The following is an 18,850-nucleotide window of genomic DNA, read 5'->3' on the forward strand; positions in this document are numbered from 1 at the left end:
TCATCACCTGCCGGAGAACCTTTTACCCTCTCAACCGTACATGACTTTAGGAGCCCGGCGCGCTACATCTTAAAGGCGGTGAATCAGGGTGACACGTGAGGCTGATCCGAGACGCTTTCAATGTCGCACTCGATGCGTTCTACACGTTCCTGGCCGATGACGGCTGGGCGATCGCAAGTCACATCGCTTTGTCGGCGCTGATGGCGCTGTTTCCCTTCCTGATCGTGATTACCTCCCTTGCCGGTGTTTTCGGATCGAAGGAGCTGGCCGATCGGGCCGCCGAAATGATGCTGGAGACGTGGCCCACGCAGGTCGCCGATGCGCTGTCCGGCGAAATCCATAATGTCCTGACCCAATCGCATAGCGGTGTTTTCACCATCGGCGTCGTGCTCGCGCTGTACTTCGCATCGAACGGTGTCGAAAGCCTGCGCGTCGGGCTGAACCGCGCTTATGGTGTAGTCGAACAGCGGCGCTGGTACTGGCTACGGCTGGAATCGATCGGCTACACCATGGTCGCGGCCGTGACCTCACTGGCGATGGCGTTCCTGATCGTGCTGGGTCCGCTGATCCTGGCCGCCGCGCGGCGCCACATTCCGCTTCGGATCGAACCGAACGAAGATCTCTTTACGATCCTGCGCTTTGGTCTGACCATTATCGCGCTGATCGTGACGCTTGTGATCCTGCACAAGTGGCTGCCGGCCGGAACGCGCCGCATGCGCGAGATTCTGCCGGGCATTGTCTTCACGATGATCGGATCGCTCGTCTCCGGCGTGGTGTTCGGCCAGTACCTCGCGCGTTTCGCCAGCAACTATGTCACGACCTACGCCGGCCTTGCGTCGGTGATGATCGCGCTGGTGTTTCTGTATTTCATCGCGGCGATTTTCGTGTACGGCGGCGAACTGAACGCCTCGATCGTCAAGTGGCAGAACGCCGCGTCGCCTCAAGAAGCGCCGTCGCCAGCGCGCGCGGGCTGACGGGTTTTGTCAGGAAGGCATCAGCACCCGCGGCGCGCGAAGCCTGTTCGTCATCTGCCCGTCCCGAGATACCGATGATGGCGATACGCCCGTGGCGTCCTTCAAGCGCCCGGACACGCCGGATCGCTTCAACGCCATTGATGCCCGGAAGCACCATGTCCATCAGTACCGCATCGAAATCGCCTTGCGCGATCCGTTCCGGCGCCGCCTCACCGCGCCCGATGAATTCGGTCAGATGGCCGAGCTCGGTCAGAATGGCATTGAGCACGACGCGGCCGAACGGATTGTCTTCGATGCTCAGGATGCGCAGGCCCTGCGCCGCGCGCAGCGGCGCATCCGCGCCCAATGTGGACGGCTGCATTTCCCTGGCCCGTTTCAGCGCAACGGTCAGCACGAATGTCATGCCGCCGCCGGACCGCTGGCTTGCCGTGACGTCGCCGCCCATGGCGCGGGCAAGCTGCCTGACCGACGACAATCCGAGGCCTGCGCCGCCGAAGCGGGAGGCAATGCTGACATTCGCCTGCGAGAACGGCTTGAACAGCCGCCTGATCTCCGCAAGCGAAAGCCCGATGCCGCTGTCGGACACAGAGAACGTCACCTCGAGCCTGTCGCCGCGACCGGCGCGGGCCGCGACGTCGAGGGTCACCGTGCCCTTCTGTGTGAACTTGACGGCGTTATCGATCAGGTTTTCCAGCGCCGCCCGCAGGCGCACCGGATCGCCGATGACAAAGACCGGCAGTTTCGCGGCGATCCCGACTTGCGATTGCAGTCCCTTCGCCGCGGCGCGCCCGGCCAGCGAATCCCCCATCGCCCGCGACAGCGCCTGGAGGTCGAAAAAGTCCTGGCGCACCGCCAGTCCGGCGCTGTCGTGCCGCGCCGCATCGACAAACAATGTAGCCAGTGCCGCAAGATGCTCGGCGCCCACCCTGATCGTATCGATCCAGCGCCGCTCGCGCTCGCCAACTTCTGACGTCGCCAGCAGCGAACTGATTGCGAGAATCCCCGTCAACGGCGTGCGGACCTCGTGAGCGAACGCAGCCAGCGCAGCCTCGACTACACGCGAGTCCGGCTCCGGCCGTTTCACCCGCCGTTTGGCCGCCGGCTTCGCAGCAGCCTTCATTGCAGCAGCCTTTTTCGATGCCGCTGTTTTCGCCGCGCGCATCTTCTGCGCGGGCGTCTTGGCGCCACGCTTGACGCGCGTCTTCAGGCTACGCTTGACGCGCGATTTCGCCGCCATGATTCCCCACCCATTCAGCCTCCAACATGGCATGTCGGAGGCTGCCGAGTCACGCCACCGCGGGTTTAAGCGGGGTTAATACCAACAAGACGCCGCACCTCTGCCGGCGTCATCCCGCCGGCCCGCAAATCCCTGAGTGCGGTGGACCTTGTCGATTTCGACAGTTTCTGCCCGGCGTCGTCCAGCACCAGGGCATGGTGGCGGTAGACCGGCTGCGGCAACCCGAGCAGTTCCTGCAGCAGGCGGTGGACGCCGGTCGCCCAGAACAGATCCTGCCCCCGCACCACGTCGGTTACGCCTTGCAAGGCGTCGTCGATCACAACCGACAGGTGGTAGCTCGTGGGCGTGTCCTTGCGGGCGAGGATCACATTACCCCACTGCTCGGCCCTCGCGGGCACCTGACCGGTCTCACCGCCTGGACCTGCGCCTTGCTCCACCCAGAACAACGCGCCGGTACGCGCCACGGCCGCTTCCATATCCAGCCGCAAGGCGTAAGGCGCACCCGAGGATGTTTTCCGGCCACGCTCCTCGCTCGTCAGTTGCCTGCCGATGCCGGGATAGACCGGAGCGCCATCGGGATCGCGCGGCCATGGCCCCGCCCGCTCCTTTGCATCAACCAAGCGTGCGATTTCGGCGCGGCTTTCGAATGCCGGATAAAGCAGGCCGTCGCGCATCAGGCGATCAACCGCCTCGCGATAGAGCGTAAGGTGCTCCGACTGCCGGCGCACCGGTTCTTCCCACGTCAGGCCGAGCCACGCGAGATCCTCACAGATGGCCTGTTCGTATTCAGGGCGGCAGCGGGTGGCGTCGATATCCTCGATACGCAGCAACAAACGTCCGCCGCTCTGCCGGGCGAGATCGAAATTCAGCAGCGCCGAGCGCGCGTGTCCGAGATGGAGAAATCCATTCGGACTTGGCGCAAAACGGAAAACGGGTGGCGGCATGGTTCGGCCTTTATCCCGATGCGAAGAGACATTTGCACCCGCGCCGGATTCGCTTCATGTTCTAACCAAATGACAGTCCATCTCAACACCCAAGCGGACCTCGAGGACGCTGTTCACGCGCTAGTCCGTTTCGATCCCCGGCTCAGCCCCGTGCTCGAGGTTGCCGGGATGCCGAACCTGCGGCGGCGCGAACCCGGCTTCGCCGGTCTCGCGGCCATTGTCTGCGGCCAGCAGTTGTCGACAAAAGCCGCCGCCGCCATCTGGAGCCGCGTCAGCACGACGTTCGATCCCTTTCATCATGACAAGCTCAAGAGCGCGCGTGCGGACCGGCTCGGACGTCTCGGCCTGTCTGCGGCGAAAATCAAATCGCTGAAATTCATTGCGCGCGAATTAAGCGAGGAGCGGCTCAACCTCGAAGTGCTCGCAGAAGAGGACGCGGACGCCGCCCATGCGACCCTGACGAAGCTGCACGGCATCGGGCCATGGACCGCGGACATCTATCTGCTGTTCTGTCTTGGTCACGGCGATGCATGGCCGGCCGGCGATCTTGCCATTCAGGAGGCGATGCGCATCGGCCTCGCGCTGAAGTCGCGGCCGACGGTCAAGGAGATGCATCCGCTGGCGGAGCCGTGGCGGCCGCTTCGCGGCGCAGCCGCGCATCTGTGGTGGTCGTACTATCACGCTATCAAGAAGCGCGAAGGCGTGATCGCAGGAACAGCGACAGCGTCGCCAAAAACGACCACCAAGAAAAAAACTGCAAAAGCGAAACCCGTTTCAAACACCAAGGACGTTTTAAACAAATCCCGCGTCGCAAAAACGTCAGCGAAGCCGGCGAAGAATGCGCTACGAAAGAAAGCGGCAAAGACAACGGGAGCGCGGAAATGACTTCGTCCACTCAATTCATCGTGGAGCGTAATGATCTGGCGAAATGCCGAGTGATCGAGACGCCGCTGCCTGGCGTGATGCAATTGCCCGAGGATGGATTGCTGGTAAAGGTCGAGCGTTTCGCTCTCACCGCGAACAACATCACCTACGCGATGCTCGGCGAACAGTTGAAGTACTGGCATCTGTTTCCCTCCCCCGAGGGCTTCGGCAACATTCCGGTCTGGGGATTCGGCCGCGTCATCGAATCGCGTCATCCGGACATCGCCGTCGGCGAAGTGCTGTTCGGCTATCTGCCGATGGCGACGCATCTCGTGATCGAAGCCGCCGACGTCAAGAAAACAGGCTTTCGCGACGCCGCCGCGCACCGGCAGAGCGTCTCGCCGGTTTACAATGCCTATGCCCGCGTCACCGGCGATCCGGCGTTCGAAGGCCGCGAAGGCGACTATCAGGCGCTGCTGCGGCCGCTGTTCATGCTCTCGTTCCTGGTGGACGACTTCCTCGCCGACAAGGATTTCTTCGGCGCGAAGGCCGTGATCCTGTCCAGCGCGTCCAGCAAAACGGCATTCGGGCTGGCGTGGCTGCTGCACAGTCATCGCAAACCCGTGCGCGTGATCGGACTCACGGCGGCGGGGAATATGGACTTCGTCACATCGCTCGGCTGTTACGACGAGGTCGTGACATACGACAACATCGAGACCATTCCAGCGGATCAGCCGGTCGCCTTCGTCGATATGGCGGGCAATCCCGATCTGCGCACCAGGCTGCACAGGCACTTCGGCGGCCAGTTGGTTTATAGCGGACGGGTCGGCCTGACCCATCAGGATGCAGCGCCCGACGACGACGCCCTGCCCGGCGCCAAGCCGACATGGTTCTTTGCGCCGGACCAGATCCGCAAGCGCGCCAAGGAATGGGGCCCCGGAGGAATCGACCAGCGATTCGGCGCGGTCTGGTCCGGCTTCACCGCCGCGATGGGCCCCAAGCTCGATGTGATCGAAAGCCGGGGTTCCGATGCGGTCCAGCAGGTCTATCTGGATACGCTGAAAGGCCGCGTAAAACCGGCACAAGCGCACATGCTGTCGATGGCCGATTGAGGCGAAGCGCTCACCGGCAGGTGAGCGGAAACGCTCTTCACAATCCCGTCACGCTGCCTGTAGTATGTCATCCCAAGCTGCTTCGCAGCCAATTGGGGTTGGGGCCAGGAGCGTTACTTGAACGCACATGTGTCACAAGGCGGTTGGCCGGTCCTCGTGCTGAATGCGGACTTCCGGCCGCTGAGCTACTATCCACTCTCGCTCTGGTCCTGGCAGGACGCTGTCAAGGCCGTGTTCCTCGACCGCGTCAATATCGTTGCCAATTACGACCACGCGGTTCACAGCCCCACCTTCGAAATGCGGCTGCCGAGCGTGGTTTCGCTCAAGTCGTTCGTGAAGCCGACGACACATCCCGCCTTCACCAGGTTCAACGTCTTCCTGCGCGACCGTTTCACCTGCCAGTACTGCACCTCGCAGGAGGACCTGACCTTCGACCACATCATCCCGCGCTCCCGCGGCGGCCAGACCACGTGGGAAAACGTCGTCGCGGCATGCTCGCCGTGCAATCTGCGCAAGGGCAACATGACGATGGCGCAGGCGAAAATGCATCCGCGCCAGATGCCGTTCGCGCCGACGGTGCACCAGCTTCACCGCAACGGCCGGCTGTTCCCGCCGAACTACCTGCACGAAAGCTGGCTCGACTATCTCTACTGGGACACCGAACTCGATCCGTAAACGTCCGCGCTCAGGCCTCCTGATGGAACGGATAATCCGTGTAGCCCGCTTCCGCGCCGCCATAAAACGTCGCGCGATTATAAGGCGTGAGCGGCGCCTTCTCCCTGATGCGAAGCGGCAGATCCGGATTCGAAATAAAGTGACGGCCGAATGCGATCGCATCCGCCTTACCTGATGCGATGGCATTTTCTGCGGTCTCACCGGTGAAGCCACCCGCTGTGATCAGGACGCCCGGCCAGAGCGGCCTGAACAACTCCATCGCCGACGGCACGTTCTGATGATTGACCTCGGCACGGCCCGCGCCGCTGCTGCGCGGCTCGATGAAATGCAGATAGGCAAGACCCCGTGTGCCCAGCGCTTTCACAACATGACCATACAGCGGCATCGGGTCGGCTTCGCCGGTGTCGTTGGCAACGCCGTAAGGCGACAGGCGTACGGCCACACGGTCAGCGCCCCAGACGCCGGTGGCCGCGTCGGTCACCTCCAGCAGCAGACGCGCGCGGTTCTCGATCGATCCGCCGTACTGGTCTGTTCGCTGATTGATGCGCGACTGAAGAAACTGCTCGAGCAGATAGCCGTTGGCGCCATGAATCTCGACGCCGTCGAACCCGGCTTCCTGCGCGTTCCGTGCACCCTCCCGGAAGCTGTCGACGATTCCCGCGATCTCGCCGGTTTCCAGCGCCCGCGGTGTCTCGTAAGGCACCTGCTTTCCGTCCACCGTCATGGCGGTGAAATTGCCGGAGATCGGAACCGCTGACGGCGCGACCGGCAACGCCCCGCCGGGCTGGAACGAGGAGTGCGAGACACGCCCGACGTGCCAGAGCTGCAGGAAGATGATGCCGCCCTTGGCATGAACCGCATCGGTGATTTCGCGCCATCCAGCAATCTGCTCGCGCGAATAGATGCCCGGCGTTCTGGGATTGCCTCGCCCGGTTTGAACGACCGGCGATGCTTCGGCGATAATCAAGCCGCCCTGCGTGGCGCGCTGCTGGTAGTATTCGAGGTTCAACGGATGCGGCGCGTTGTCCTGCTGCGCGGCCCGCATCCGCGTCAGCGGAGCCATGACGACGCGGTGGCTGAGCTGATACGGTCCAACCTTCAGGGGAGAAAAAAGCGAGGGCGACATCACGCAAGCTCCGGGTTCGGCATCAGGGATTTGACGCGTTATCACAGCTTGCGTTTTTTCTCTTCATTTCGAGCGCGCATGGCAGACCTACGCTCCGATGACGCGGCCGCCGTCCAGTTGCGCATTCGATCGCCGGAGGCAAATTTCCTATTATCGCGCCGATGCGTCGTCTTCCACGCCAGATTTCACGGCGGGATCGCCAGCATTCTGTTTCAAGGTCATCGCCGACCAAAAATGGACAAGGCAATACTCGTCATTACACGCGGCATGAGGAACAACATCTGTAATCTCCACATAAACTTGTGGAGCAACCTTTGAAGGGAAGCAGTTGTTCCTGAAGGCGGCACGCAAAAAATAATAAAGGTCAGGAACTTCCTTGAGCCGAACGCGCGCAGACATCATTGCGCACCTGTTGAACCGGAGCCTCACAGATCTCCGTGGGCCTAGGCAGCCGCCATCCGCGCCGCGCGCTTGATCGCCTGAGGCGGCTGGCCGAATGCCCGCAGGAACGCGCGGCGCATCCGCTCGGGATCGGAAAACCCGGTCTCGCGCGCGATGACATCAACGGGATGCTGTGCCTCCTCCATCAAAATCCGCGCCGCTTCGACCCGCAGGTTCTCGACTGCTTTTGCGGGTGACTGTCCGGTTTCCGAGCGGAACGCACGGCTGAACTGGCGCGGACTGAGCCGCGCCGCTTCCGCCAGCACTTCAACCGACAGATCGTTTTTCAGATTCTTCTTGGCGAAAGCGAGGGCATCCTGAATGCGATCGGATTTTGGCTGGAGTTCGAGCAGCGCTGAGAACTGCGACTGCCCGCCGGTCCGCCGGTGATAGACCACCATCTTGCGGGCCACGCCGCGCGCGACATCCACGCCGAGATCGCTCTCGACCATCGCCAGACAAAGATCGATGCATGATGTCATGCCCGCCGAGGTCCACACCGACCCATCGACAATGAAAATCTTGTCTTCGTGAACTTTGACCTTCGGAAACTGGGCCTGCATGTTCCGCGCAAACGCCCAGTGTGTGGTGGCGCGTCGTCCGTCGAGAATGCCCGCCTCTGCGAGCACGAAGGCGCCCGTGCAGATGCTGGCGACCCGCCGCGACTCCTTGCTGGCCGAGTTGATGAAAGCAAGAAGACCCGCAGAAGACGGGACGGGCGACATCCAGCCGGTCACCATGACGGTGTCGAACTTCGCCTTGCTGAAGGGTCTTGTCTCAATCGGAACGCCCGACGAACTCGCAACCGGCCCGCCGTGCTCAGACAAAAGCTCGATTTCGTAGGCCGGCGCCGGGCCCGCCATGTTCGCCAGCTCGAACACCGAAATCGCAACAAGATCAAGGATCTGAAAGCCCGGAAAAATGACAAGACCAACGCGCTTCATGGTGGCGACTCTTTGTCCTGAAACGAGGTATATATGGCATTTAAGACGTATGGGTAGCGCCCTAGATTGATCCCGTCAACACCGGCCAGGCCGGTCCCATCGGATCAACACAGGACACACGACAATGTCTCAGCAACAGACCAAAGGCACGGCCCTGGTGACAGGCTCTTCCTCCGGCATCGGAGCCCTTTACGCGGACCGGCTGGCCCGGCGCGGGTATGACCTCATTCTGGTCGCACGTGACAAGGCAAAGCTCGACACGCTTGCAGCCAAGCTCGCCAAGGACACCGGCCGCAAGGTCGAGGTTTTGCCTGCTGACCTCAATGCGAAGGCCGACTTGCGCCGCGTCGAGGAGCGCCTGAAAACCGACCAGAGCATTACTGCACTGATCAACAATGCCGGCATCGGGTCCGCCGGACCGCTGCTGACCTCGGATGTCGATCAGATGGACGCGATGATCCAGCTCAACGTCGTGGCGCTGACCCGGCTGGCGCTCGCCGCCGCCCCGGCTTTCGTCGCGCGTAAGAACGGGCTCATCATCAACATCGCGTCGATCGTGGCGCTCGATACCGATGTGCTCAACGGCACCTACAGCGGCACCAAGGCCTACGTCGTCAATTTCACCCAGGCGCTGCACAAGGAATTCAAGGACAGCGGCGTTCGGGTTCAGGCTGTGTTGCCGGGCGCGACCGCAACGAATTTCTGGGATATTGCGGGCGTACCGGTCGCCCACCTGCCGCAGGGCATCGTGATGCAGGCGGACGAAATGGTCGATGCTTCGCTGGTTGGCCTCGACATCGGCGAACTCATCACCATCCCGTCGCTGCCTGATGTGAAGGAATGGGAAAACTACGATGCGGCCAGAAAGGCGCTCACGCCGAAGCTGTCACGGGCGCAGGCTGCCGACCGCTACAAGAGAAAAAGCGCAGCATAAGTTCCGCTCGAACGAACAAGGCCCTCGCCCATCGGCGGGGGCCTTTCTCAGCGCAGCAACAGCGTGGCTGCGACCGGCACCAGCAGCGACGTCACCAGCGCGTTCAGTCCCATCGCAATGCCGGCGAATGTGCCCGCCACTTCGTCGACCTGAAACGCCCGCGCCGTCCCGATTCCGTGCGAGGCGAGCCCCGCCGCAAAACCCCGCGCGCGGAAATCGGTAATTCCAAGCCGGTTCATCGTCGGGGTCACCACGATCGCGCCCATAATGCCGGTGAGAACGGTTGCGACCGCCGTGATCGCTGGATTGGCGCCCAGCGTTTCGCTGATGCCCATGGCGACGCCCGCGGTCACCGATTTCGGCGCCAGTGACAGCACGATCTCCCGCGGCAAGCCGGCCGCTTCCGCGAACAGCACCACCGACACGATGGCGGTGATGCAGCCCACCACGAGCGCCATCAGCATCGGGATAATCGCCGACATCACGGTCTTGCGGTTCTCATAAAGGGGTACCGCGAGCGCGACGGTCGCGGGGCCGAGCAGGAAATGCACGAACTGCGCGCCGCTGAAATAGGTCGTGTAGCTGGTCCCGGTCAGGTGAAGGAACAAGCCGACGATCCAGATCGAGTGCAGGACAGGATTCATCAGCGGGTTGCGATGGGTCGCGAGCGAGGCCGCGTCGGCGATCGCGTAGACCACAAGCGTCACGGTCAGCCACAGCAGCGGCGTCTGCGACAGATACACCCAGAGCGAAAACGGATTGCCGCTCATGACGCATTGCGTCCCCGGCGCATCAGGCGGCTGGTGATCAGAAAGGTCCCGACGGTGACAACCAGTGTCACCAGCACCGAAGCCGCCAGGATCACGAAGATTGCAAGACCGTGGTGCGCGAGCAGATCGAGCTGCTGCACCACGCCCACGCCCGCGGGGACGAACAGCAGCGACAGATGCGCCAGCATGCCTTTCGCGGTTCCTTCCACCGCGTTGTCGCGCAGCGGCCCTCGCGCCAGGACCGGAAAACGATCGCGCGTGATGAGCACGGCGAACAGAAGCGCGAGGCCTACCACCGGCCCCGGCACCGGCACCCGCAATCCGCGGACGATGACCTCGCCGATCAACTGACAGATCAGGATGACACTCAGGCTGGCGATCATGGGCGGCTCCGGCGCGGATACGCTGCATAACACGCAAGACAGGTCGCCGCTGTCAATCGCAGCACGCGGATGGAGGCATTGTTATTGCTGCGAGCGCCGATAAAGCTCGGAGATGTTTTTCCAGATCGTATCCTTGAGTTCGTTCGCAACGGGCCCCGTCAGAACCACCGGCGGTCTGTGACGCTTGATGCAGCCTTCAACCAGCCGCAGCACCCATACCTCGCCGTCGGTGTAGTAAGGGTCGCCTTCGCCGTTGCGGCCGCGCAATGTGGGACCGACCCCGCCGACCGTGTAGCGCGCCTCGATCATCCCGGCGGCCTGCAGATCGGTTTCGATCAACCGCCGCTCCGCATCGACATCCGGCGCGATGTGATGTGTGACCGCGCCGGTGTAATGGCTGAATCCAACGCTGCGATCGAATGTCACCGCACCGAGCCAGACCGGCCGCTTCTCCGCGCCGTCCTTCAGGACCATCCACAACCGGATGTGATGCCGCTGGTCGGCGCTCTTGCCGACGGGCTTTTCGAAGGCGAGATCCTCGCGGCGGCCGTCATAAAACAGCGGGCTGACCGGTGCGTCGGGATAGGGCTTATCCAGCAACACGCTGCCCGATATTTCCAGAGAGGAGCGCAATGTAATCGGATCGGCCGGAAACCATCCCGCCTCGCGCATGGCGCAAAGAACGTCGTTCGACGATCCAACCAGTCCGACATTGATTGGATCGGCGGGAATGCCCTGCGCGGTGACTGTCACCATCGGCAGGCCATCGAGTTTCTTCTGATGTTCGTAATGCCGCCAGAACGACGGCAGCAGCAGATAGGCGATCGCGCCATACGCAACGAGAACAACCGCGAGCGCCATGAGCGCCCGCTTCATGCGGCGCGATGGCGGTCGCGGCGTTGGACCGGCGGGACTCACAGCCGACCGGTCCATAGCCGTTCAACCAGTCTCAGCCTTTCAGCCGCTTGGTGCATTCGCTGTAATAGCCGCCGCCTTTCTGAATCCACTTCAGGCCGCCGTTCGCATTGGTGGCCTTGTTGGCGTTGTATTGATCGACGCAGGTGTGCATGCGTGCCTTGCCCGCGGCCTCGCTGGAATACTTTGGTGCGATGGCTGTCGGATACACGGCGGCACCTGCGGCTGCGGGAGCCGCGGCAGGCTTCGGCGCTTCAGCAGCCTTTGGTGCTTCCTTCGGAGCAGCAGCGGCTTTCGGTGTTTCCTTGGGCGTGGCGGCCGCCTTCGGAGTTTCCTTGGGAGCCGCCGTCGTTGCCGCGGCCGGCGTCGCGTCGGCGCCGCATTGCGCCTTGCGGAAATCATTCCACTTCTGGTCACCGAGTGTGCCCGCCGCCTTTGCAGCCTGATATTTGGCGCTGCATTCCTGGGCGGTCAGGGCCTGCGCCGGCATCGCAGCGAAGGTTGCCGCACCAGCCAGCAGCGCCGCACAAAACAGATTGGCTCGGATTGTCATCGAACTCTCCTGAGTGAGGGATCTCGAAAGCAGCACATCCTAGCTCACGCCGATTTGCATTCAACGCGCTGCCGCACGCGCCGATCAAAAAATAATGAACTACAAAAGGCATTCCGCGCTGCGGCGTTCACCGGCGGTTCATCCTCGCGGGCCAAGGCTCGCGCCCATCTGCAACGCGAGACTTCCCCATGATCACTCTCCCTTCACGCATCCTTGTCACCGCTGCCGCCTCGTTGATGCTTGCCGGTGCCGCCTTCGCACAAACCGCGACGCCAGCCGCTCCGGCTGCGCCAGCGGCTAAGACTGAGCCGGCCAAAACTGCGCCTGCCAAGACGGTCACACCCAAAGAGAAAGCCGAACGCACCGCGGCCTCGCTCGAATGTTCGAAGCAGGCCGACGCCAAGGGACTGCACGGCAAGGAGCGCCGGAAATTCCGCTCCGAATGCAAGAAGACCGCCGGGAAGGCGAATTGAGCCTGTGAAACAAGGCGAGCCAGTCACCGGCTGGCTCGCCTTCGTTCTCTTTCGTCACGCTGCGCATGGAGAATGTGCGAGCCATGCTCGCGCTCCGTTTGCGGTGCATGGCAGGATTTGTGATAACGACGTTGCCGTTCCTCGAATCCCGCCGCAATGACGCCTGTCCTTCAGAAGCTGTCGCGAGCTTTTCGCAACGTCCAGCCGCGCGACATCCTCCATACGTTTGAAACGCTCCTGATCGGTCTGGCCGGAGGAGCCCTGTTTCGATGGCTGGAATTGCCCGGCGGATTGATCTCGGGCGCGATGATCGCGGTCGGGGCAGGCGCTATCGCGGGGCGCCCGATGGGCCTGCCGCCGCTGATGGCGCATATCATCCTGATGACGCTCGGTCTGTCGCTGGGGTCGATGGTGTCGCCGCAGATGCTGACCAACATGGCGAGCTATCCGGTCAGCATCGCGATCCTCGCCGCGTCTACTTTCTGCGCTACGCTCGGCAGCAGCTTCTATCTCCAGCACATCCACAAGTGGGACCGCACATCCGCCCTGCTCGCCGGCAGCCCCGGCGCGCTGTCGCAGATCATCATGCTCGCCAACGAACGGCGCGCCGATGTCGCCGGCATCGCGGTGGTGCAGACCATGCGCGTGATCATTCTGACGGCGGCATTGCCGTTGATCCTCGCGGCGTCCGGACTGGCCCAGCACGGCGGCTCCCCGATGCACGCGGCGCCAGCGACACCGCTTGCGCTCACGGTTCTCGCCGCCGTGTGCGTGGCGACATCGCTGCTGCTGCGTGTCATGAAGTTTCCGGCGAGCTGGATGTTCGGCGCCATGCTCGGCTCCAGCATCCTGCACGGCACCGGATCGATCGAAGGGGGCCTGCCGGACTGGGCCTACGCTGCCGCCCTGATCGGGATCGGGGCGCTGATCGGCACACGCTTTGCGAAAATCTCAGCGCGCACGCTGTTGAGCTTCATGGCCGCAGCCATCGGATCGTTCACCGTAGCCATCGTCATTTCAGCGATTTTCATCGCGCTCGCGGCGCTGGCCACGCCGGCGCGGTTCGGCGACATCGTGGTCTCCTTCGCACCGGGGGCGATGGACGCCATGCTGGCGCTCGCGCTGACGCTGCACATCGATCCGATTTTCGTCGGCGCGCATCATCTGTCGCGGTTTGTATTTGTCTCGGTAGCGACGCCGGGCATCGTTCATCTGTTCGGCCGTCAGCAGATCGACGCGGATGATTAGGTATAAACCCGCAGCTTATCGCGCAGTGCGTAGGCCCCAAGCAGCCAGCAGGGCCATGCCAAGCGAGATCAACGCGTTGTAACCAGCCAGCGACAGCCCGAGGAAACGCCACTGCACCTCATCGCAGCGGATCACCTTCACCTTGTTGAGATTGTCCAGCAGGTTTCCGGTGCTGCCGAAATCGACGATCGGCCCGCTGCAATCGGTCGGTCCCTGCCAAAACCCCCATTCGACTCCGGCGTGATAGGCGCCGAGACCGGCATTGGCGAGCAATGCGAGCCCGAGAATGACAAGACCCGCACCGAGAAGGCGCCGCGAAGCGCCCTGCGAGGCGCCGATTGCAATCAGCGCCGCCAGCGGAATGGCGAGGTAGTAGGCATAACGCTGCTCCAGGCAGAGCGGACAGGGCCGGATATCGAGCACCAGTTCGAAGAACCACGCTCCGGCGATGGTCGCGCCGGCGATGACCGCAATTCCCGCACTGGCAATGAATATTGCATCGCGCGTGTGGTTAATGCGTCCCGATGCCGTCGTGGTGCCGTTTGACACGCCAAATCTCCTGTCCGGCATGGGTCCTAGCTTGCCCGCTGCCCGCTGTCGACGTTTGGCGCGATCACAGGCGGTTGACCGCAACGGCGCGCGAGCTATATTCCGCCCGCTTTACGACCCTGCCTTCGGGCAGCGGGCCCCTGTGGCGGAATTGGTAGACGCGCTCGACTCAAAATCGAGTTCCGCAAGGAGTGCTGGTTCGATTCCGGCCAGGGGCACCATCACACAGTTTCCACAGATCCACCGACATCCACGAACGTCGCATTAATCCATTAAATACAATGGATTATGGGAAAGTATCGTTCTTGGAGGATTGCGACTGTGCACCCACATCCAGAAAATTCGATGGTATTTTTGTTGGTAGTTTCGGAGAGTGTTGGTAGTTCCTGAAAGATGGAAGATGCATGCCAGCACGAAAAGAGCTCGAATTCCGAAACTTAAAACCGCGTTCAAAACCGTTTAAATTGTCAGACGGCGGCGGCTTATTCCTTCTTGTTCAGCCGAGTGGATCCAAGTTGTGGCGGTTAGCGTACAGATTTGCCGGCCGCCAGAAATTGCTGGCTCTCGGAAACTATCCGCTCGTTTCATTAGCGGACGCGCGGACCGCCCGGGACACTGCAAAGAAACTAATCGCCGTAGGCACTGATCCATCAGAACTGCGAAAATCCGAGAAGCAGGCTCGAAAGATTTCGCATGCGAATACCTTCATGACGGTGGCGAGCGAGTGCCTAGAAAAATGGAAGGCTGAGGGTTCATCACCTCGCACCCTGAAGAAGAAGTCATGGTTGTTGGAATTTGCAGTCAGAGATTTTGGAGGACGACCGATTGCTGAGATTAGGCCTGCCGAGCTCCTCGAAAGCCTTCGCAAGGTTGAAAGCCGGGGTCGCTACGAAACAGCGCTCAGAATCAGAAGTGTTGTCGGCGAAGTCCTTCGTTATGCCGTAGCGACAGGCCGAGCTGAGCGCGACATAACAGTCGACTTAAGGAAAGCCCTGGTAACCCCGCGAGTCAAACACCATGCTGCTGTAACCGAACCAAGCCAGATCGGCGCATTGCTCAGAGCGATCGACGGATTTGATGGTCACTACAGTACATGCGCAGCGCTGCGCATGGCTCCGCTTGTCTTCGTTCGACCCGGAGAGCTTCGACTAGCCGAGTGGTCAGAAATTGATTTCAAGTCCAAGATATGGAGGATCCCCGGCAAGCGAATGAAGATGGGACTAGATCACATAGTGCCACTTTCTAAGCAGGCCATTGCGATTCTCACTGACCTCAAAGCAATCACCGGATCCTCAAGACTAATTTTTCCCTCGACCCGATCCTGGCAACGACCGATCTCGGAAAACACACTGAACGCGGCCCTCCGTCGTTTAGGCTATTCAAAAAATGAGATGACCACTCACGGATTTCGCTCAATGGCATCAACACGCCTGAACGAAAGCGGAAAGTTCAGTGCTGACGCGATTGAGAGGCAACTCGCGCACCAAGAACGTAGTGAGGTTCGGCGCGCATACAACGCTGCACAATATCTTCCCGAGCGAACCGAGATGATGCAAGAATGGGCCAATTACCTCGACGAATTTCGAATGTTGTCACCACCGAAGAAAGCCTGAATTACATTTAACGCATGGGGCTGTCATGAGCGAATCTACCGATGACTCGCGGCACGTCAAACTAGCAGTCGAACAAGCCGGTCCATTTCTGGTCGACCTAATCGCGAGCCTGGCGATGATTTCAAGACTTCTCCCTCCCGACGACGAGCGAGATATTAATGCGTTTCGGCGCAATGTTGCGGCTGCGTCGCTAGAATCTGTGTCTGTATTCTTTGAACGATCAGGATTGGCGCCTTCCTATATTCCCGGCTCTTTGATGAGCCTTGCAATTGCACTCCTTGACCTCAACAGAGGGATTGAAAACAAAGTCTTCAAGAAGCCTAGCAACACTCGGAAAGCCCCCGACCCGACCCAATTTTGGCTGCTAAGAGCTGAGGCTGCGGCCCTCCTGAAAGTACTCATCGAGCAAGGGCACGAGCCACAAGAACAAGCTGCGGAGCACATTTATAGATCGCTTGAAACCTATTTGAATAAGATCACTGCGCGCGCCCGAGATTCACGTCAGCGCAAAGACAAGGTGGCAAAGAAAGCCCGCCCAGGAGCACTGATCATCGGGTGGCTCGCCAAATTCGAGCCAGCCGTTAATCCTGAATCGGCCAAGGAATCGAAGAAGGATGATGCGAAGGAATTTGCTGACCTGAACTTCATGTCCGTAAACCGCTTTCAGAGTCATTATCGGGGCTTAACCGCAGAATGGCAGCAGCTACCCGAACGTGAGCGCGGCGCATGGGTTAAGACGCGGCTAGATAAGCTGAAAATGAAGCTCAAGACCTTCTCAGTTTAAGTTCATTCCGGTCCTAGCATCTGGAATAGCAGGATCGGACAGAAAACTGTTCATACGCCAGCAATTCAGTTGGCGGTGAACGGAGCTTCATCGTGCTTAGTATTAAAGATTTTTGCGCTCGCAACGGCATCTGCCGTTCCAAGGTCTACCAGGAGATCAAGGCAGGTCGGCTTAAGGCGGTCAAGGTTGGTCGTCGGACGCTGATCCTACCCGAGGCAGAGAAGGAATGGCGCGATAGCCTTCCACTCTCGATTCCATCCCCGCCTCTCCAACCGGCATTCGCCGGGCTGATGGCAGCCTAAACCTCAAACCCACAACAGCAAGGTTCGCCGAGCAATCGGTGCGCGGCGAAGCCTTGCCTCTACTTTGCAGAAAGGACTTTTAAAATGCCAAACGCAACCAAAGTCGCAGCAGCATCCATTGGATTCGATTTAGTCACCACAGCACAAGCGGCACCCCCGCACGCCGACTGGACCGACAAGTATCAGCCTCGCGTAGTAAACGGGTTGATTTTGCCAGCTTCGCTAAAGCAACTGTTCGCAAGCATCGCGCAATCCGCTAATTCCAGCTCAATCCCGAACATTCTACTCTGCGGCTCAACCGGTTCAGGAAAAACCGCAACGATCGACGCGATCATCGCCGAGTCTCGCCTTGATCGGCATTACATTAATGGCGCCCTGGATAACGGCATTGACATGGTGCGAAAGTTGATCCGCACCGTCTCCTTGCAATCGCTCTACGGTCATCGAGCGGTATTCATCGACGAACTCGATGGTCTTAGCGCACAAGCTTTTTCGGCGCTACGCGGCGACACCTTAACAACGGCACGCGTAACAAGCGTATTCTTTGCCACCGCCAATGACATGAGCAAGATTCCGGATACGATACGTAGTCGCTTCAATACCATCGACCTTGGCTCAGCAATCAAGGCAACTCGCAAACAACTGTTACCACTTCACATCGATCGCGCTGTCGAAATACTCGACAATGAGGGCATCAGCTATGATCGCAAGGTGATCGCCAACATCGTGGAAAGTCGCTTCCCCGACATGCGCTCGTGGATATCAGACCTTCAGTTTCGCTCGGCGACAGGCCAGATCGACACTATGTGAGACTCCGCAAGCAACCGGTATCGCGAGATCGGGATGACCTGGTCTCGCGACCTCACCGCCATTGCTCACCGGTGAGCGTCGGGATACGTGCGTTGAACGCCGATCAATGCGATCCATCGCGAATGTCAGTCAAAATTATTTTCGCGTCCACCAACATCCACTCATGTCTTCACTTATCTGTCCGTGTTCGCGTCATCAAAGGGCGATGGAATCGCAGCCTTGAAGTTCACCTCGCCCCTCTCATGTCTTCGCCATGCACGTAACTTTCGTGCCTAACCAGCGACCGGCAGCGCCGTCGCACAAGCTCGCATAGCGAGAGAAGGAGACAGTTATGAAGAAGGCTAAAACGCTCACCGGTGAGCAAAACGCAAAGCCGAATCAGGACGACAAGCCAGATCGGGAAGGCTTGCCGACAATCTCGCTCGACCAAGCAGTTGCCAAAGTAAATGCCGGATGGCGTAAACAGGCAACAGAGATGATGAAGCTTGCGCAACTCTGCAAAGCCACACGCGATGCGCTGTCGAAAGATCAGCGGAAGTTCCTTATGGAACGCGTCGATATGGGCCGCGCGGTATTTAACAAGATCTGCGCAATCGCTGATACGCCATTTCTTCAACTTCCTGAGGTACAGAACAAGATTCCCTCGGGCTATTCGTTGGTGTGGGAATGCACCAAGATGAAGGAAGAGAATTTCCAAGCCGCCATCGAATCGGGAGCGATCCATCCCAAGATCACACGCAAGGAAATTCAAGCGTTGCTACCACCAAAGTCCAGCAACATCACCAAGGGCGCTAAGATCCCTCTACTCAAGATCAATGTCGACTGGTCGATGCCGGAGTATCGCAAGCGCTCCTTTGAGGATTGGCTTCGCGAAGGTCATGATAAGTTCCCGGGTATCAAGATCAACTGGGACGACCTCGACAAGCTGAAGAATGCTGAACGAACATCCGCAGAGCAGGAGATACCCAATGAGAAAATCTCAGTGGTGCCTGAGTTCGACCCAGAGACTGTCCTGGACCATGCGGACCCAAAGGAGGAACAAGTTTAACACTCTCGGAGGCACGTTACTTTCTTAAGGAGGCGGTCATCGTTGGCCGCCTTTTTTCTTTCGACCGTTGTGCGGCTGATGGGCTTCAATTGAGCGCCTGGAGGGGTGAAAAATTCTTTTGCCTCATCGGCCGATGCCGGGCTCACGACCA

The 18,850-nt window shown here is 60.3% G+C and carries 22 protein-coding genes and 1 tRNA gene; 13 read left to right on the forward strand and 10 right to left on the reverse strand.

Annotated features, from left to right (window positions below; translation table 11 throughout):
• Nucleotides 1-95: 95 nt before the first annotated feature.
• Nucleotides 96-974: a YihY/virulence factor BrkB family protein gene (locus AC1Q67_RS14610; RefSeq protein ID WP_492236103.1), complete on the forward strand. Its 879-nt coding sequence runs from the start codon at nt 96-98 to the stop codon at nt 972-974.
• Here AC1Q67_RS14610 and AC1Q67_RS14615 read toward each other — a convergent pair.
• Nucleotides 916-2,211 carry an ATP-binding protein gene (locus AC1Q67_RS14615; protein WP_492236104.1) on the reverse strand — a complete coding sequence of 432 codons (1,296 nt, stop codon included), beginning with the start codon at nt 2,209-2,211 and terminating at the stop codon, nt 916-918. The genes AC1Q67_RS14610 and AC1Q67_RS14615 overlap by 59 nt on opposite strands.
• Before the next feature lie 65 nt (nt 2,212-2,276).
• A complete protein-coding gene (gene gluQRS / locus AC1Q67_RS14620) occupies nt 2,277-3,155 on the reverse strand; it encodes a tRNA glutamyl-Q(34) synthetase GluQRS (protein ID WP_492236105.1) in 879 nt (292 codons plus the stop codon).
• A gap of 69 nt (nt 3,156-3,224) precedes the next feature.
• Here gluQRS and AC1Q67_RS14625 point away from each other — a divergent pair, with 69 nt between their 5' ends.
• From AC1Q67_RS14625 to AC1Q67_RS14635, 3 genes are all read left to right on the forward strand, one after another.
• Nucleotides 3,225-4,040, forward strand: a complete 816-nt coding sequence (locus AC1Q67_RS14625) for a DNA-3-methyladenine glycosylase family protein (protein WP_492236106.1) — start codon at nt 3,225-3,227, stop codon at nt 4,038-4,040.
• On the forward strand, nt 4,037-5,131 hold the full coding sequence (locus AC1Q67_RS14630; protein WP_492236107.1) for a DUF2855 family protein: 1,095 nt from the start codon (nt 4,037-4,039) through the stop codon (nt 5,129-5,131). Before AC1Q67_RS14625 ends, AC1Q67_RS14630 begins: the two co-directional genes overlap by 4 nt.
• Nucleotides 5,132-5,248: 117 nt before the next feature.
• The gene (locus AC1Q67_RS14635) at nt 5,249-5,806 is read left to right on the forward strand and encodes an HNH endonuclease (RefSeq protein ID WP_492236108.1); all 558 of its coding nucleotides are present in this window, start codon (nt 5,249-5,251) and stop codon (nt 5,804-5,806) included.
• 10 nt (nt 5,807-5,816) lie between these two features.
• On the opposite strand, the gene AC1Q67_RS14640 is transcribed toward AC1Q67_RS14635, so the two are convergent.
• The 3 genes from AC1Q67_RS14640 to AC1Q67_RS14650 form a co-directional block, all read right to left on the reverse strand.
• The gene (locus AC1Q67_RS14640) at nt 5,817-6,932 is read right to left on the reverse strand and encodes an alkene reductase (protein WP_492236109.1); all 1,116 of its coding nucleotides are present in this window, start codon (nt 6,930-6,932) and stop codon (nt 5,817-5,819) included.
• Between the two features lie 150 nt (nt 6,933-7,082).
• Complete coding sequence (locus AC1Q67_RS14645; protein WP_492236110.1) at nt 7,083-7,331, reverse strand: hypothetical protein; 249 nt, start codon at nt 7,329-7,331, stop codon at nt 7,083-7,085.
• 44 nt (nt 7,332-7,375) lie between these two features.
• Nucleotides 7,376-8,317: a GlxA family transcriptional regulator gene (locus tag AC1Q67_RS14650; RefSeq protein ID WP_492236111.1), complete on the reverse strand. Its 942-nt coding sequence runs from the start codon at nt 8,315-8,317 to the stop codon at nt 7,376-7,378.
• 124 nt (nt 8,318-8,441) lie between these two features.
• On the opposite strand from AC1Q67_RS14650, the gene AC1Q67_RS14655 reads away from it, so the two are divergent.
• Complete coding sequence (locus tag AC1Q67_RS14655) at nt 8,442-9,251, forward strand: SDR family NAD(P)-dependent oxidoreductase (RefSeq protein WP_492236112.1); 810 nt, start codon at nt 8,442-8,444, stop codon at nt 9,249-9,251.
• A 47-nt stretch (nt 9,252-9,298) separates the two neighbouring features.
• Here the strand turns inward: AC1Q67_RS14655 and AC1Q67_RS14660 are convergent, their stop codons facing one another.
• The 4 genes from AC1Q67_RS14660 to AC1Q67_RS14675 form a co-directional block, all read right to left on the reverse strand.
• Complete coding sequence (locus tag AC1Q67_RS14660; protein ID WP_492236113.1) at nt 9,299-10,021, reverse strand: LrgB family protein; 723 nt, start codon at nt 10,019-10,021, stop codon at nt 9,299-9,301.
• On the reverse strand, nt 10,018-10,404 hold the full coding sequence (locus AC1Q67_RS14665; protein WP_024574817.1) for a CidA/LrgA family protein: 387 nt from the start codon (nt 10,402-10,404) through the stop codon (nt 10,018-10,020). The genes AC1Q67_RS14660 and AC1Q67_RS14665 overlap by 4 nt, the downstream gene beginning before the upstream one ends.
• Nucleotides 10,405-10,485: 81 nt before the next feature.
• Entirely contained in the window at nt 10,486-11,337 is an 852-nt protein-coding gene (locus AC1Q67_RS14670) for an LssY C-terminal domain-containing protein (RefSeq protein ID WP_492236114.1), read from the reverse strand.
• Nucleotides 11,338-11,353: 16 nt separating this feature from the next.
• Entirely contained in the window at nt 11,354-11,872 is a 519-nt protein-coding gene (locus AC1Q67_RS14675; protein WP_492236115.1) for a hypothetical protein, read from the reverse strand.
• Between the two features lie 188 nt (nt 11,873-12,060).
• Here AC1Q67_RS14675 and AC1Q67_RS14680 point away from each other — a divergent pair, with 188 nt between their 5' ends.
• Complete coding sequence (locus AC1Q67_RS14680) at nt 12,061-12,345, forward strand: PsiF family protein (protein WP_029659368.1); 285 nt, start codon at nt 12,061-12,063, stop codon at nt 12,343-12,345.
• 156 nt (nt 12,346-12,501) lie between these two features.
• Nucleotides 12,502-13,593 carry an AbrB family transcriptional regulator gene (locus tag AC1Q67_RS14685; RefSeq protein WP_492236116.1) on the forward strand — a complete coding sequence of 364 codons (1,092 nt, stop codon included), beginning with the start codon at nt 12,502-12,504 and terminating at the stop codon, nt 13,591-13,593.
• A gap of 15 nt (nt 13,594-13,608) precedes the next feature.
• Here AC1Q67_RS14685 and AC1Q67_RS14690 read toward each other — a convergent pair whose 3' ends face one another.
• A complete protein-coding gene (locus AC1Q67_RS14690) occupies nt 13,609-14,109 on the reverse strand; it encodes a disulfide bond formation protein B (protein ID WP_029659367.1) in 501 nt (166 codons plus the stop codon).
• A 169-nt stretch (nt 14,110-14,278) separates the two neighbouring features.
• Between AC1Q67_RS14690 and AC1Q67_RS14695 the strand changes: the two genes are divergently transcribed.
• The 6 genes from AC1Q67_RS14695 (at nt 14,279) to AC1Q67_RS14720 (ending at nt 18,699) form a co-directional block, all read left to right on the forward strand.
• Nucleotides 14,279-14,363, forward strand: a tRNA-Leu gene (locus AC1Q67_RS14695).
• Between the two features lie 183 nt (nt 14,364-14,546).
• Entirely contained in the window at nt 14,547-15,755 is a 1,209-nt protein-coding gene (locus AC1Q67_RS14700) for a tyrosine-type recombinase/integrase (RefSeq protein WP_492236117.1), read from the forward strand.
• A 25-nt stretch (nt 15,756-15,780) separates the two neighbouring features.
• Nucleotides 15,781-16,539: a hypothetical protein gene (locus tag AC1Q67_RS14705; protein ID WP_492236118.1), complete on the forward strand. Its 759-nt coding sequence runs from the start codon at nt 15,781-15,783 to the stop codon at nt 16,537-16,539.
• Nucleotides 16,540-16,631: 92 nt separating this feature from the next.
• On the forward strand, nt 16,632-16,841 hold the full coding sequence (locus tag AC1Q67_RS14710) for a helix-turn-helix domain-containing protein (RefSeq protein WP_492236119.1): 210 nt from the start codon (nt 16,632-16,634) through the stop codon (nt 16,839-16,841).
• An 84-nt stretch (nt 16,842-16,925) separates the two neighbouring features.
• Entirely contained in the window at nt 16,926-17,651 is a 726-nt protein-coding gene (locus AC1Q67_RS14715) for an AAA family ATPase (protein ID WP_492236120.1), read from the forward strand.
• A gap of 331 nt (nt 17,652-17,982) precedes the next feature.
• Nucleotides 17,983-18,699 (forward strand): hypothetical protein, encoded by a 717-nt coding sequence (locus tag AC1Q67_RS14720; RefSeq protein WP_492236121.1) that lies wholly within the window; start codon nt 17,983-17,985, stop codon nt 18,697-18,699.
• Nucleotides 18,700-18,850: the final 151 nt, after the last annotated feature.

This window comes from Afipia sp. GW823-FHT06G09, from assembly GCF_058794875.1.

What these genes read in the sequence shown, in the direction of transcription:
- AC1Q67_RS14615 (WP_492236104.1), bottom strand. Translation starts at nt 2,211, where the DNA reads ATGGCGGCGAAATCGCGCGTCAAGCGTAGCCTGAAGACGCGCGTCAAG.
- gluQRS (WP_492236105.1), bottom strand. Translation starts at nt 3,155, where the DNA reads ATGCCGCCACCCGTTTTCCGTTTTGCGCCAAGTCCGAATGGATTTCTC.
- AC1Q67_RS14625 (WP_492236106.1), top strand. Translation starts at nt 3,225, where the DNA reads ATGACAGTCCATCTCAACACCCAAGCGGACCTCGAGGACGCTGTTCAC.
- AC1Q67_RS14630 (WP_492236107.1), top strand. Translation starts at nt 4,037, where the DNA reads ATGACTTCGTCCACTCAATTCATCGTGGAGCGTAATGATCTGGCGAAA.
- AC1Q67_RS14640 (WP_492236109.1), bottom strand. Translation starts at nt 6,932, where the DNA reads ATGTCGCCCTCGCTTTTTTCTCCCCTGAAGGTTGGACCGTATCAGCTC.
- AC1Q67_RS14645 (WP_492236110.1), bottom strand. Translation starts at nt 7,331, where the DNA reads ATGTCTGCGCGCGTTCGGCTCAAGGAAGTTCCTGACCTTTATTATTTT.
- AC1Q67_RS14650 (WP_492236111.1), bottom strand. Translation starts at nt 8,317, where the DNA reads ATGAAGCGCGTTGGTCTTGTCATTTTTCCGGGCTTTCAGATCCTTGAT.
- AC1Q67_RS14655 (WP_492236112.1), top strand. Translation starts at nt 8,442, where the DNA reads ATGTCTCAGCAACAGACCAAAGGCACGGCCCTGGTGACAGGCTCTTCC.
- AC1Q67_RS14660 (WP_492236113.1), bottom strand. Translation starts at nt 10,021, where the DNA reads ATGAGCGGCAATCCGTTTTCGCTCTGGGTGTATCTGTCGCAGACGCCG.
- AC1Q67_RS14665 (WP_024574817.1), bottom strand. Translation starts at nt 10,404, where the DNA reads ATGATCGCCAGCCTGAGTGTCATCCTGATCTGTCAGTTGATCGGCGAG.
- AC1Q67_RS14670 (WP_492236114.1), bottom strand. Translation starts at nt 11,337, where the DNA reads ATGGACCGGTCGGCTGTGAGTCCCGCCGGTCCAACGCCGCGACCGCCA.
- AC1Q67_RS14675 (WP_492236115.1), bottom strand. Translation starts at nt 11,872, where the DNA reads ATGACAATCCGAGCCAATCTGTTTTGTGCGGCGCTGCTGGCTGGTGCG.
- AC1Q67_RS14680 (WP_029659368.1), top strand. Translation starts at nt 12,061, where the DNA reads ATGATCACTCTCCCTTCACGCATCCTTGTCACCGCTGCCGCCTCGTTG.
- AC1Q67_RS14685 (WP_492236116.1), top strand. Translation starts at nt 12,502, where the DNA reads ATGACGCCTGTCCTTCAGAAGCTGTCGCGAGCTTTTCGCAACGTCCAG.
- AC1Q67_RS14700 (WP_492236117.1), top strand. Translation starts at nt 14,547, where the DNA reads ATGCCAGCACGAAAAGAGCTCGAATTCCGAAACTTAAAACCGCGTTCA.
- AC1Q67_RS14705 (WP_492236118.1), top strand. Translation starts at nt 15,781, where the DNA reads ATGAGCGAATCTACCGATGACTCGCGGCACGTCAAACTAGCAGTCGAA.
- AC1Q67_RS14715 (WP_492236120.1), top strand. Translation starts at nt 16,926, where the DNA reads ATGCCAAACGCAACCAAAGTCGCAGCAGCATCCATTGGATTCGATTTA.
- AC1Q67_RS14720 (WP_492236121.1), top strand. Translation starts at nt 17,983, where the DNA reads ATGAAGAAGGCTAAAACGCTCACCGGTGAGCAAAACGCAAAGCCGAAT.